Below are 13,884 nucleotides of genomic sequence, written 5' to 3'. Positions count from 1 at the left end.
TTTGGAAAGCAATGAAGAAATTTGTTTGCTCTCCATCTATTGTAAATTTAAGTTGTAAAATTACTGTAAATAAATGATGACAGCAGAGGAGCTGAGCAAAATTATCGTAAAAGGAATGCAGGAGAAAAAAGCTTCCAATATTGTAGTGATGGATTTAAGAGGTGTAAAGAATGCTTTCACTGATTTTTTTGTTATCTGCTCAGGAAACTCTGACACTCAAATCGAAGCAATTTCCGACTCGGTAGAAGAAGTTACCCAAAATTTCAAAGAAAAACCATGGAGAAATGAGGGAAGACAGAACAATCAGTGGATATTGATGGATTATGTCAATGTAGTGGCTCATATTTTTCTCAAAGAACAAAGAGAGTTTTATGGTTTGGAGGAATTGTGGGGAGATGCAAAAATCAAAAAAATTGAATCTTAAAGTCAGGTTAAACTTTAAGGAGCTAGAATCGTTTTTAAAAAAAGTTTGAAATAAAAAATAATGGCTGATAACAAGAAGAGTAAAAATTTCATGCCCAAAACACCCGAAAAGCCTAATTTTCAGCTTTGGCTGATCATTACGGCTGTGATTGTTCTGGTTGGAATTACCTGGTTCAACCAGAGAAATACCGTAATCAATATTACGAAAAGTAGGTTTGAAGACATTTACCTCGCCAATGACGTGGCCAAGGTGATGATCATCAGAAACCAAAACAGAATCGATGTGACCTTGAAAGAGGCCGCACTTCAAAATGAAAAATACAAAAGCGAGCTTGAGGCAAATAGTCCTTTCTTTAATCCAACAGGTCCCCATTATTCCATAGAGGTTGCAAGTGCAGAAAAATTCGAAAAGGATTTTGAAGAATTGGAAAGTAAGGTACCTGAATCCCAGCGCATCGGATATAATGTGAAAAATGAAGAAAGCTGGTCCAATTGGTTTGGTAGCTTCGGCTTTTTGATCATCCTTTTTGTGTTCTTTTGGATCATGATGAGAAGGATGTCAGGACCAAGTGGTCCGGGCGGACAAATATTTAATGTGGGAAAATCAAAAGCCCAACTTTTCGATGCGGAAAACAAAGTCAAAATTACTTTTGACAATGTAGCAGGATTGGATGAGGCCAAAGAAGAAATCCAAGAAATCGTAGAATTCCTTAAAAACCCAGGAAAATTCACCAAACTAGGCGGTAAAATTCCAAAGGGTGCATTGTTGGTAGGACCTCCAGGAACAGGTAAAACTTTGTTGGCCAAAGCTGTTGCAGGTGAAGCAGGAGTTCCATTCTTTACCTTGTCAGGTTCTGACTTTGTGGAGATGTTTGTAGGTGTAGGTGCTGCAAGGGTTAGGGATTTGTTTAAGCAAGCCAAAGAAAAAGCACCTTGTATTATCTTCATAGATGAAATCGATGCCATAGGTAGATCGAGAGGAAAAGGCCAAATGCCGGGATCCAATGACGAAAGAGAAAACACCCTAAATTCACTCTTGGTTGAAATGGATGGTTTTGGTACGGACTCTGGCGTAATCGTCCTAGCTGCGACCAACAGGCCTGACGTTTTGGACAGTGCATTGTTGAGACCTGGAAGATTTGACAGACAGATCAGTATTGACAAACCAGATATTGTGGGTAGAGAGGCTATATTTAAAGTCCATCTTGGTCCGATAAAAACCGGTGATGACATCGATCCGAAGAAACTTGCTGCCCAAACCCCGGGCTTTGCAGGTGCTGAAATAGCAAACGTATGTAATGAAGCAGCTTTGATAGCCGCTAGAAGAAGCAAAACAGCTGTAGATATGCAGGATTTCCAAGATGCCATAGACAGGGTTATCGGAGGTCTTGAAAAGAAAAACAAAATCATTTCTCCTGAAGAAAAGAAAATTGTTGCTTACCATGAAGCAGGTCACGCGGTTGCAGGATGGTTCTTGGAACATGCAGATCCATTGGTCAAAGTCAGCATTGTTCCTAGGGGAATAGCAGCTTTGGGTTACGCACAATACCTTCCAAAGGAACAATTCCTATATCAGACTGAGCAACTCTTAGATGAGATGTGTATGACTCTTGGCGGAAGGGCAGCTGAAGAAATCATTTTCAGCAAAATCTCTACAGGCGCTTTGAGCGACTTGGAAAGGGTTACAAAAATGGCCTATTCAATGGTTTCTATTTATGGTATGAATGACAAAATTGGAAATGTTTCCTTCTATGACAGCAAATCCGCTGATTATAGAATGACAAAACCTTATTCTGAAACAACCGCCGAAACAATTGATGAAGAAGTAAGGAAGCTTGTAGCATCAGCTTATGAAAGAACAAAGACTTTGCTTCGCGGAAAGAAAGAGGAGCTAGAAACATTGGCTAAGGAGCTGCTCGAAAAAGAAATCCTTTTCCAATCAGATTTGGAAAACCTCATTGGCAAAAGACCTTTTGCCAAAGAAACTACCTACGAGGCTTATACAAAAAAAGCAGATAAAAAAGACACAATCATCGCAAAAGTAGAGGAAAACGGTAACGGAAAAGCCGATCACGGTGACACCAAAGAGCATCTGAAAGTGGAAGAAAGTGAGGATTAAAACAAAATAATACCCCAATAAGAAGCCTCCGATTTGGAGGCTTTTTTATTTTCCTGTTACCTTTACCGCATTGTCAAAATTCTATGAATTTAAAACTTCACGAAAAAAAGATCTTTTTTGCATCGGATTTCCATTTGGGTGCACCTGATGCCAAAAGCAGCAAAGCCCGTGAAAATAGAATAATCCAATGGCTCAATGAAATCCAGAATGAAGCGGCCGCGATTTTTTTGGTGGGTGATATTTTTGATTTTTGGTTTGAGTACAAAGAAGTAATTCCAAAAGGATTTATCAGATTTTTAGGAAAAATTGCTGACCTCCGTGATAAAAATATCCCGATTTTCTTTTTTACAGGCAACCACGATCTTTGGATGAAAGATTATTTTACCAAGGAATTGGGAATTCCAGTTTTTCACCATCCTATTGAACTGACTGTCGAAAACAAATCTTTTCTTGTAGGACACGGAGATGGGCTTGGACCGGGTGACAATTCCTATAAAGTATTGAAGAAGTTCTTTACCAGCCCCGCATGTCAATGGGCGTTTAGGTGGTTGCATCCCGATATTGGTGTCAGGATCGCAAACCAATGGTCAAGCAAGAGTAGAATTACCAATGTCGCCAAAAACGAGAATGAGTTTAAGGGAGATGATGAATGGCTTTGGGCTTATTGCAAACAAGTAGCACAAAGCAAGCATTTTGATTATTATGTTTTTGGTCACAGGCATCTTCCCTTAGATTTGCCTGTAAACAACAAATCCCGATATTATAATCTCGGTGAATGGGTAAATCATTATACGTATGGTGTATTTGATGGAAAGGAATTTCAAATAAAAAAGCACACAGTTTGAAAAATCTGCTGTTCATATCCACCTTTCTTTTGGCTGTTTGTCAGATGGCTTTTTCACAAGAATCTGAATGGGGTGATTTTGAAGAGATCAACCTGCCAAGAATGGACAAAGTTTCCATGGATAACCAGGGTTTCATTTTTGTCACAGACCTTGAAGGAAACTTGTATCAATTCAACAAATCAGGAAAAGTAATCAATAATTTTTCCCCTCACAGACAAGGCAGAATCAGTCAGTTGGAAGCAGGGTGGACCATTAATATTTTCACTTTTTCTATTGATCTTCAGGAATACAGGATTTTGGACAGGTTTATTAATCCTGTTGCAGATAATAGAATCCCATTAAATCTGATAACCCTTGCCAAAGCAGCTACGCTGGGAAACAATAATATCATATGGGTATATGATGAAGCGGACCTTTCTCTCAAGCAATTTGATTACATGAGAAATCAGGTTGTACAGCAACAGCCTTTAAATCTGATTCTTGACAGGTCTACCCTCGACATCACTGAGATGAGAGAATACCAAAACCTCCTCTTTATCCATATCAAAGGTGAAGGGATTTTTATCCTCGACAATCAAGGAAATCTGATCAAAAAGATACAGGCCAATCCTTCCCGAAATTTTGGGTTTTGGAAAAACAAAACTGTGTTCATTGAAAATGAAAAAGTGATTTCGATGGACTTTCAGTCTGAAAAAAAAGATACTTTTTTACTCCCAGATGATTTCAAACCATCTGGAGTCCTTTTAAATCAACAAATTATCCTTTTGTTTGACAATACTCAAATCAGGATTTATCAAAGGAGAAATACCCCAATGAAAGGCCAATAAAAAAGGGAAGCAAAAGACAAAAATCTTAAGCTTCCCTTTTTAAATATTTCATGTTGGAATTATCCGATTTCCACTAAAGTAATATCAAAAATCAGGTCTTCACCTGCCAAAGGATGGTTGGCATCCAATACAATTTTTTCTTCGTCCACATGGACAACTTTTACAGGGACTGGCTGACCGGCTTGATTCTGAAGGGAAAGTTCCATCCCGATTTCAGGTTTGATATCTGCAGGAACCTGATCCATAGGGATATCTATCATCATGTCTTCTCTTTTTTCGCCATATGCCTCTAAAGAAGGAATAGTGACACTTTTCATCTCTCCGATCGCCATTCCGTACACGGCGGCATCAAATCCTTTGATCATATTTCCATCACCTAGTACAAAACCCAAAGGCTCTCTGTTGGATGAAGAATCAAATACGGTTCCGTCTGTAAGTCTTCCAGTGTAATGTACTTTTACAGCGTTTCCTTTGGTTGCAACTGACATATTTTATCGTTTTTTTTTACAATCGTCAAAGGTAAGACTTTTTGTAAGGGATCAAAAACCAATTTAAGTATAAGGCGGACACTGTCCGATATTGTGATACATATGTTCATATTTGGACATAAACTCTCTATATTTACTGTCCTGAGTCATATGAATGACGGTTTTGATTGATGGCATCATTTTCTCATACAGCTAAACACCAAATAATCCGAAAACATGGAAAACCAAGCACTAGGAAAAATCCTGATCATAGATGACAATGAAGATTTGCTCTTTGCAGCAAAAATGTTTCTTAAAAAACATGCCAAGGAGGTAACAATTGAAAAAGATCCGCGACGTATCCCCTTTTTGGTCAATAACAATTCCTTTGATGTGATTCTTTTGGACATGAATTTTACCGATGACACCACTTCGGGCAAAGAAGGGTTTCATTGGCTCAAGCAGATCAAAGAAATCGATCCAAAGGCCGTAGTGATTTTGATTACCGCTTTTGGCGATGTAGAGATGGCTGTTCGCGCACTTAAGGAAGGAGCTACAGACTTTATTCTTAAGCCTTGGCAAAATGAAAAACTTCTTGCGACACTCACCTCTGCTTCAAGGCTTAAAGAAAGCTACAATCAGGTTGAAAAATTATCCTCAAAGCAAAAGCAATTGCAATCTGAGCTCAAAAAACCTTATTCAGACATCATCGGTGCAAGTGCCTCAATGAAGAATATTTTTTCGATCATCGACAAAGTTGCCCAGACTGATGCCAATATCCTGATTTTGGGAGAAAACGGAACAGGAAAGGAATTGATCGCAAGGGCAATCCATGACCGATCCAATAGAAAAGATGAAATATTTGTAGGAGTGGACATGGGATCGATCACAGAAACACTGTTTGAAAGTGAGCTTTTTGGTCACAAAAGAGGGGCTTTTACAGATGCCAAAGATGACAGGGCGGGCAGGTTTGAAATAGCAGACAAAGGAACCTTATTCCTAGATGAAATCGGGAATCTCAGCATGCCGCTCCAATCCAAACTTTTGACGGTATTGCAAAGAAGGGAAGTGACAAGAATAGGTTCAAACAAAGCTGTCCCTATCGACATCAGATTGATATGCGCCACCAACATGCCTGTTCACGAGATGGTCATGGACAATACTTTCAGACAGGATTTGCTTTATAGAATCAATACCGTGGAGATATTCCTTCCGCCATTGCGGGAGAGACAGGATGATATTCCAACTTTGGCCAACCATTTCCTAAAGTCCTATTCACAAAAATACAGGAAGGATTTCAAAGGATTCACTCCTGCGGGTTTACAGTTGTTGCAAAAGTACAATTGGCCGGGAAACATCCGTGAACTTCAACATGCTATCGAGAGGGCCATCATCATGGCAGAAGGAGACATGCTTGACAGCCGTGACTTTTTCTTTCTTTCGGCAAAACCAACCAATGAAAAAATTGCTGCTACGGCCACCTATAACCTCGATGAGATGGAAAAAAGTACCATACAGCGTGCCATTGACAAAAACGGTGGCAACATCTCAAAAGCCGCAAAAGAGCTTGGGCTTACCCGGGCTTCTTTGTACAGAAGATTAGAAAAATATGGATTATAAAATCGGTCTGCTTGGAAGGATTCTCCTTTTGGCGGTTTCTTTGTTTTTGCTGTCATACTTCATCCTCAACGGTGCGGGGGTTTTTGCCATTTCATTATTCATCATTTTGGTATTGGCCCAAATCATCTTCCTTTTGGGATATGCGGAAAGTTCCTTCAAAAAAGTACGTCAGTTTCTCAATAACATCAAACAAGACAATTATGCCAATGTCTATCCTGTCAAATTTGATGGTACTGACACAGATGACCTCCATATCGAATTCAACGCCATCCTTGCCAAACTGAAGGAAGATCAGGCGGAAAAGGAAGCGAATTACCAATATTTCCGTTCTGTCTTTCAGCACCTAAGCATCGGACTGATCACCTTTGATGAAGAAGGAAAGGTTCAAATAGTCAATACTGCAGCCAAAAGAATGCTCAGCATTCAGCAACTCGGTAACATTTCAGAAGTCGAAAAAATCAACAAAGAGCTCCACATCGCCATCCATACTTTAAGAACCGGCGGAAGTGAATTGATCAAAATCGCACATCCTGACGGAATCATGCAACTTTCGGTTTATGTGATAGAATTGGTATTGCGTGATGTCAAATTCAAACTCGTGTCACTCCAGAATATCCAAAGCGAACTGGAAGAAAAAGAAATGGAAGCTTGGCAAAACCTTGTCCGTGTCCTCACCCATGAAATCATGAACAGCATCGCTCCCATCTCTTCTTTGGCATCCACTGTCAAAGGGGACATAGAATCCAAAATCGACGCCCATGCACCAATTGATGCAAGCGACTTGGAAGATTACCTGATGGCGATCTCCACCATAGAAAAGCGAAGTGAAGGCATGATCAATTTTGTCAGTGATTTCAGAAGTCTTGCCCATATCCCGACACCAAAATTTCAGGCGATCAGGTTAAAACAACTTTTTGACCAATTGGAAGTTTTGTTACAAAATCAATTCGATGCCCATCAAATCCAATTCAAAAAAAGCATTGAACCTCAGGATTTGATCCTTTTTGGGGATCAGACTTTGATCGAGCAGGTATTGATCAACCTGATCCAAAATGCCATCCAGGCGGTTGAGGATTCCGTAACAAGAGTAGTAAGGCTTGAGGCATTTATAGATGAATCGGGGAAAATCATCATTGAAATCAGCGACAGTGGCAAAGGAATCGAAGAAGAGGCACTAGGGAAAATCTTTATCCCATTTTTTACTACCAAAAAGAAAGGCTCCGGTATAGGCCTTAGTCTGTCAAAGCAGATCATGCGAAGACACAAAGGGAACATCCAAGTGAAGTCAAAATTAGGTGAAGGATCAACCTTCAAGCTGATTTTTAATGCTTAAACCTTGAATACTATTTTGTAGGAGGTTCTCTAACCTTTGGTTTTAACGTCAAATTAACCTTGCTTTTACAATCAACAGGCTAGCTGTCAAAATCATATCATTTTCATAACATCCATTTCACACCTAGTTTATAAGCGGTTTTTAGATTTGGGAAAAACAAATCCATTTGAAAACCAATTTTAAAACTATCGTCATCTCAGACGTGCACCTAGGCACAAAGGGATCAAAGGCCAAAGAGGTGGCAAGGTTTCTCAAGCAATATACTTGTGAAAACCTCATCCTCAACGGAGACATCATCGACGGCTGGCAACTGAGAAAGTCCGGCTCCTGGAAGCGGAAACACACCCGCTTTTTCAACAGAATGCTAAAAATGATTGAAAAAGACCACACCAAGGTCTACTACCTCCGCGGCAATCATGATGACTTTTTGGATCAGATTCTCCCCCTTCAGATCGGAAATCTTTCTATTCAGGCTGACATGATTTATGAAAGCTGCGGAAAGAAATTTTTTATTACCCACGGGGATATTTTCGACAGCGTCACCACCAACCTGAGATGGATCGCCTACCTCGGAGATGTGGGCTACACCTTCCTTCTTTGGCTCAATCGACTTGTCAATTATCATCGAAGGAAAAGAGGCATGCCCTATTTTTCTCTTAGCCAATACGTCAAAGGAAAAGTAAAAACAGCTGTGGCCTATGTCGATCAATATGAAGAAGAACTGTCAAAAATGGCAAAATCAAAAGGTTGTGACGGGATTATCTGCGGTCACATACACAAAGCCGAAAACAGAACCATCGATGGCATCACTTATCTCAATTCGGGAGATTGGGTGGAGACCATGAGTGCATTGGCAGAAGATCATGAGGGAAATTGGCAATTGATTTTTTACAATGAAATTGATTTTAAGGTAAAGCCACTAACTGAAGAAACTTCCTCAGAACCCATTCCTGAATTAAAATTAGTGGCCTTCAATAAATTCGACGGTGATTTCAAGCTTCCAAACTTCTTCTAAAAAATTGAAATTTCTATTTATTGTCCAAGGGGAAGGCCGTGGTCACATGACACAGGCAATCTCCATGTTTCAAATGCTCGGGGATTTGGGACATGAGGTCAGCGCGGTTTGCATCGGGAAAAGCAAGAGGAGGGAAATCCCGGAATTTGTGACAAAAAACATCAAGGTACCGATAAGCCTTTTTGAGAGTCCGAATTTTGTGACTGACAAATCACAAAAGTCCATCAACTTGTCCAAAACAATTTGGCAAAATCTCTTAAAATTCAAGGTTTTTAAAACAAGCCTAAAGCAGATCGATCATTTGGTAAAAACACACAAACCGGATGTCATCTTAAATTTTTACGATGTTTTGGGAGGAATATACAATGCACTTTACAAACCGAAATGCCAGTTTTGGGTGATCGGTCACCAATACCTGATCCACCATCCTGATTTTCCTTTTGCTCCCGGGCAACCACTCCAAAAACTGCTTTTTAAAACCAATACCCATATCACTTCACTAGGTGCGGATTTACTGTTGGCGCTCTCATTTAGGCCAATGAAAGCGCACAACATCGAAAATCTTTTGGTTCTTCCTCCCCTATTAAGAAAGGAAGTCATAAATCTAAAATCGACTGAAGGGGGATTTTTCTTGGCTTACATGGTCAATCCCGGCTATGCAGAAGAAGTAATCAAAGAAGCTGTTGACAATCCGGAGATCAAAATTGAGGCTTTTTGGGATAAAAAAAACGAAGCAAAAATCCAATGGCCGCTGCCTAACCTCACGTTTCATCATGTGGATGACGTACTTTTTTTGCAGAAAATGGCAGCCTGCAAAGGACTCCTTTCCACAGCCGGATTTGAGTCGGTATGTGAAGCCATGTACTTGGGAAAACATGTGCTGATGGTACCTGTTGCCGGACAATACGAACAGGCTTGTAATGCCTTAGATGCACAAATCTCAGGTGTGGGAACGATCGCTGAAAAATTTGATGTCGGAAAATTAGAAACTGCATTGGTGAATTCAGCCTCTCAACAAGAAAAAAACCGGGATTGGGTAGATAGCTTTCAAACCAGATTTGGATATGCTTTACAAAGCTTCCAAAAAGAAAACAAGGAGGATTTTCCATACCTGGAATTTGGAGATAGGACGAATCCGATTGGACCTTCTATTTCCTGAAAATCGGCCATTCTGCATAGTTTGCTTTTTGACAAGGGATTTTTTTTTGATCTTCCAAAGTAGAATATTCAATTTGGTCCAAGCAAAAAGCTTGATTTAAAACGATTGCGGTAAAAAAAACTTTTAAAAATAGTATTCCGGAACTGCTTTTCCTGAACCAAGAAACCCAAAAAATGGTAAATTCGGTTCTGGCAATTAGGAAAACGCATCAATGAATACAGAGAAATTAAGGCTTGAGGAAGACCGTGACGGAAAAAAACATTGGAAAAAATGGGGACCTTACCTTACAGAAAGACAATGGGGAACAGTGAGGGAAGACTACAGTCCCAATGGCGCAGCCTGGGACAATGTCACCCACGATGAAGCCCGTAGCAAGGCTTATAGATGGGGGGAAGAAGGAATCGGTGGTATTTCGGACAACAAACAAAATCTTTGTATTGCCTGGGCTTTTTGGAATGGCAAAGATCGAATCCTCAAAGAAAGACTTTTTGGACTGACAGGGCCACAGGGAAATCATGGCGAGGATGTAAAAGAACTTTACTATTACCTTGATTCTACGCCAACCCACAGCTATATGAAAATGCTGTACAAATACCCCCAAAACGAATTCCCTTATTCCAAAATAAAAGAAGAAAACAAGGCAAGATCCAAGGCAGATCCCGAATATGAAATCATAGATACAGGAATCTTTGATGACGATGCCTACTTCGATATTTTCATCGAATATGCAAAAAGAGATGTAGAAGACATTTCAGGTTTTGCGACGGTACACAACCGGGCTAAAGAAGATTCGGAAATATGGGTGATGCCTACATTTTGGTTCAGAAAGACCTGGCATACCGGCCACGAACCCTTTATGCCAAAACTTTCTAAAACAGAGGAAAACGGAATCAAAGCATTTTCTCCAAACAACGGAAATTATTTCATCAGTTTCGAGGGGAATCCCGAAATCAAATTCTGTGACAATGAAACCAACCGAGAGCGGCTTTACCATATTCCAAACGATAAAAAATACCTGAAAGACGCAATAAACGACTATGTAGTCCACAAGTACTCCCAATATTTGAATCCTTCAAATTACGGAACCAAGGCCGCAGCCATATACAAGATGACAATCCCTGCCGGAGGTTCGGCGGTGATCAAATTCAGGATGGTGCACCAAAAATCAACTGGAGCAACGGAAATTTGTGATGAAATCCTGAAAGAAAGAAAAAAAGAAGCTGATGAGTTTTATGCCGAAATCCAACATCGGGTAAAGGATGAAGACATGCGGTCCATACAGAGGCAGGCATATGCCGGCATGATGTGGAGCAAGCAATTCTATTATTACAATGTGGAACGTTGGCTGGAAGGCGACTCAGGCAGATACGTTCCACCCAAAGAAAGAAAGAAAGGCAGAAACAGTGACTGGAGGCATCTTTACAATCAGGACATCATCTCCATGCCTGACAAATGGGAATACCCTTGGTATGCCGTCTGGGATTCAGCCTTCCATTGTATACCGATTTCAAGGATTGATCCGGATTTTGCAAAGGATCAATTGTTATTGTTTTTGAATGAATCTTACATGCATCCCAATGGTCAGATTCCTGCATATGAGTGGAATTTCAGCGATGTCAATCCACCTGTGCATGCCTATGCAGTCCAAAGGGTCTATCAGATAGACAAGAAAATGAGGGATGGCAAAGGCGATCAGGAGTTTTTAGAGCGGGCGTTTCATAAGCTCATGATCAACTTTACCTGGTGGGTCAATCAGAAAGACAGTGACGGAAAGAACATTTTCGAAGGCGGATTTCTAGGGCTCGATAATATCTCTGTGATCGATAGATCTCATGCCCACCATTACAAAGGCAAATTAGAACAAGCTGATGCTACCTCTTGGATGGCAATGTTTTCATTGAATATGATGCGGATTTCGCTTGACCTCTGCGAGTTCAACAAGACCTACCAATTCACTGCGATGAAATTTCTGGAACATTTCCTATATATCGCGGGAGCCATGAACAATATTTCAGGTGAAAAAATCAGCCTTTGGAATGACGAAGAGAACTTCTATTTTGATATTTTCCATCTACCCGGAAAGGAACCCAAAGTGATGAAGCTTAAATCGATCGTGGGTATAATCCCTCTGTTTGCAGTGGAATCCATCAGGTTGGATATGTTTGACAGTTTGCCTGAATTCAAGGCCAGGCTTGAATTTTTCCTGAAAGAAAAACCAAAACTTGCAGCCTTGGTATCTAGTTGGATTCAACCGGGATTTGAAAAAAGAAGGCTCTTTTCTTTGTTGAGAGGACACAGGATGAAAAGTATCCTTAACAAAATGCTCGATCCGGGAGAATTCCTGAGTGATTATGGCATCAGGTCCTTGTCCAAATTCCACGAGAAAAAACCTTACTCTGTAAAAATCAACAGCGATCAATTGACAGTAAGATATACACCTGGCGAATCTGATTCCTTGATGTTTGGAGGAAATTCCAATTGGCGGGGACCTATCTGGTTTCCCATCAACCACCTCATCATCGAATCACTCAGGAAGTTTGATTATTATTACGGAGGAGAGTTTTCTATTGAATACCCCACAGGATCAGGCCACTATGTTACAATGGATCTAATTGCCAAGGAGCTCTCCTTGCGATGCATCAAGATTTTCTTGAAAGATAAAGATGGAAATCGGCCCGTCTATGGGCATTACAAAAAGATGCAGGAAGATCCCCATTTCAAAGACCATATCCTTTTCTACGAATATTTCCACGGGGACAATGGCCGGGGAATGGGTGCTTCCCATCAGACTGGATGGACAGGATTGGTAGCAGAGATGATCTACAAATATTACAAACCGGCAACAAAAAAATCAGAAGATGCTGATTCCTTTTTTAGAATCTGATAGGTTAGAAGCAGGATGTGATGAGGTCGGAAGGGGTTGTTTATGTGGCCCCGTAGTAGCTGCGGCTGTGATTTTGCCAAGTGAGTTTGTCAATGAGTTTGTCAATGATTCGAAAAAACTGACTAAATCCAACCGTCAATCATTAGTGGCAGCCATTAAATCTGAAGCAATAGCATGGGCTATTGCCGAAGCTAGCGTAGAGGAAATTGACCGGATCAATATCCTTCATGCTTCTTTTTTGGCGATGAGCCGGGCAGTAGAGCAGTTGAAAATTCAACCCCAACATTTACTGATTGATGGCAACAGATTCAAATCCCATCTTGATATACCTTTCACCTGCGTCATAAAAGGTGATGGCAAATACGCGAGTATTGCTGCTGCTTCCATTTTGGCAAAAGTATACAGAGATGAAATGATGGAACGCTATGCTGAAGAATATCCCGGATATGGATGGGATAAAAACGCCGGTTATCCTACAGTTTTGCACCGCCAAGGAATCATGAAATTAGGATTGACTCCTCTTCACAGGAAGTCCTTCAAGCATTTACCCGATCAGTTGGATTTTGACTTTTAAAAACGCATCAACATGTAACCTTGGGGTACGTACGTTGTCAGGGTTGTTAGCATGGACAAGGCAATTTCGGTCCCTTCCCACACATCCGTAGTCTTTATATTCCTTGCAATCAAGGATTGTCCACAGACATAAAATTCTACTCCGGCATCTTTTAATGCTTGAAAAACCGGCAAATTTGGATTTTTTACACCATTTCTTTTCTGGTATTCCTCATCGTTTAAGATACTGAAGATCGCTCCTCCATGGACGGCCACCTTGACTTTGATGTTTTCCTTTGAGACACCGGCAATTCCGTGAAGGTTGACCATACGGGCGATATTGTCCACCATCCTGTTGATTTGCTTTGGATCATCAGCAGCTGAAACAAGGTCAATAATGATTTTATATTCCGCCTTGGGATCGGGTCTTTCTGTCGCTTCAGGGATTTCATATATTCCACCAAAACCTTTTACAATCGGAAATTGTGGTGTTTGGCAATATGCGGAAATTGACAATGCAACCAGGGAAAGTGTGGCTAGGAACGATTTTGCAGCTCGGAACATAATTTTGAAATGGTTAATTCTGAAAAAATACACAAAAAACAATCCGTCTCAAACTTCTATTTTTCGGATGACTTAG

General features: G+C 40.5%; 12 protein-coding genes. 10 read left to right on the top strand and 2 right to left on the bottom strand.

The annotated features are described in order from the left end of the window. The first annotated feature begins 76 nt into the window (after window positions 1-76). The 4 genes from rsfS to NK987_RS18490 all read left to right on the top strand — a co-directional run bounded on the left by rsfS (window position 77) and on the right by NK987_RS18490 (window position 4,214). The gene (gene rsfS, locus NK987_RS18505; protein WP_258425124.1) at window positions 77-424 is read left to right on the top strand and encodes a ribosome silencing factor; all 348 of its coding nucleotides are present in this window, start codon (window positions 77-79) and stop codon (window positions 422-424) included. A 60-nt stretch (window positions 425-484) separates the two neighbouring features. Beyond that, window positions 485-2,542, top strand: coding sequence for an ATP-dependent zinc metalloprotease FtsH (gene ftsH / locus NK987_RS18500; protein ID WP_259265070.1), 2,058 nt, complete (start codon window positions 485-487; stop codon window positions 2,540-2,542). Window positions 2,543-2,625: 83 nt separating this feature from the next. Further along, on the top strand, window positions 2,626-3,387 hold the full coding sequence (locus NK987_RS18495; RefSeq protein WP_259265069.1) for a UDP-2,3-diacylglucosamine diphosphatase: 762 nt from the start codon (window positions 2,626-2,628) through the stop codon (window positions 3,385-3,387). Next, window positions 3,384-4,214: a hypothetical protein gene (locus NK987_RS18490; RefSeq protein WP_259265068.1), complete on the top strand. Its 831-nt coding sequence runs from the start codon at window positions 3,384-3,386 to the stop codon at window positions 4,212-4,214. The genes NK987_RS18495 and NK987_RS18490 overlap by 4 nt, the downstream gene beginning before the upstream one ends. Before the next feature lie 59 nt (window positions 4,215-4,273). Here NK987_RS18490 and NK987_RS18485 read toward each other — a convergent pair whose 3' ends face one another. Next, the gene (locus NK987_RS18485; RefSeq protein ID WP_259265067.1) at window positions 4,274-4,702 is read right to left on the bottom strand and encodes an FKBP-type peptidyl-prolyl cis-trans isomerase; all 429 of its coding nucleotides are present in this window, start codon (window positions 4,700-4,702) and stop codon (window positions 4,274-4,276) included. Between the two features lie 216 nt (window positions 4,703-4,918). Between NK987_RS18485 and NK987_RS18480 the strand changes: the two genes are divergently transcribed. The 6 genes from NK987_RS18480 (at window position 4,919) to NK987_RS18455 (ending at window position 13,266) form a co-directional block, all read left to right on the top strand. Next, a complete protein-coding gene (locus NK987_RS18480; RefSeq protein ID WP_259265066.1) occupies window positions 4,919-6,301 on the top strand; it encodes a sigma-54-dependent transcriptional regulator in 1,383 nt (460 codons plus the stop codon). Beyond that, window positions 6,291-7,634, top strand: coding sequence for a sensor histidine kinase (locus NK987_RS18475; RefSeq protein WP_258425083.1), 1,344 nt, complete (start codon window positions 6,291-6,293; stop codon window positions 7,632-7,634). The genes NK987_RS18480 and NK987_RS18475 overlap by 11 nt, the downstream gene beginning before the upstream one ends. Before the next feature lie 166 nt (window positions 7,635-7,800). Next, complete coding sequence (locus NK987_RS18470; protein WP_258425082.1) at window positions 7,801-8,649, top strand: UDP-2,3-diacylglucosamine diphosphatase; 849 nt, start codon at window positions 7,801-7,803, stop codon at window positions 8,647-8,649. A gap of 4 nt (window positions 8,650-8,653) precedes the next feature. Then, a complete protein-coding gene (locus NK987_RS18465; RefSeq protein ID WP_259265065.1) occupies window positions 8,654-9,808 on the top strand; it encodes a glycosyltransferase family protein in 1,155 nt (384 codons plus the stop codon). A gap of 211 nt (window positions 9,809-10,019) precedes the next feature. After that, complete coding sequence (locus NK987_RS18460; RefSeq protein WP_259265064.1) at window positions 10,020-12,692, top strand: MGH1-like glycoside hydrolase domain-containing protein; 2,673 nt, start codon at window positions 10,020-10,022, stop codon at window positions 12,690-12,692. Continuing rightward, entirely contained in the window at window positions 12,667-13,266 is a 600-nt protein-coding gene (locus tag NK987_RS18455) for a ribonuclease HII (protein WP_259265063.1), read from the top strand. The genes NK987_RS18460 and NK987_RS18455 overlap by 26 nt, the downstream gene beginning before the upstream one ends. On the opposite strand, the gene NK987_RS18450 is transcribed toward NK987_RS18455, so the two are convergent. Next, window positions 13,263-13,808: a DsrE family protein gene (locus tag NK987_RS18450; protein ID WP_259265062.1), complete on the bottom strand. Its 546-nt coding sequence runs from the start codon at window positions 13,806-13,808 to the stop codon at window positions 13,263-13,265. The genes NK987_RS18455 and NK987_RS18450 overlap by 4 nt on opposite strands. Window positions 13,809-13,884 lie beyond the last annotated feature (76 nt).

The sequence above is a fragment of the Aquiflexum gelatinilyticum genome, assembly GCF_024813435.1.
GTDB lineage: Bacteria > Bacteroidota > Bacteroidia > Cytophagales > Cyclobacteriaceae > Cognataquiflexum > Cognataquiflexum gelatinilyticum.
The sequence above is the reverse complement of the archived record's forward strand: the minus strand, read 5'-3'. Positions and strand labels throughout refer to the sequence as shown.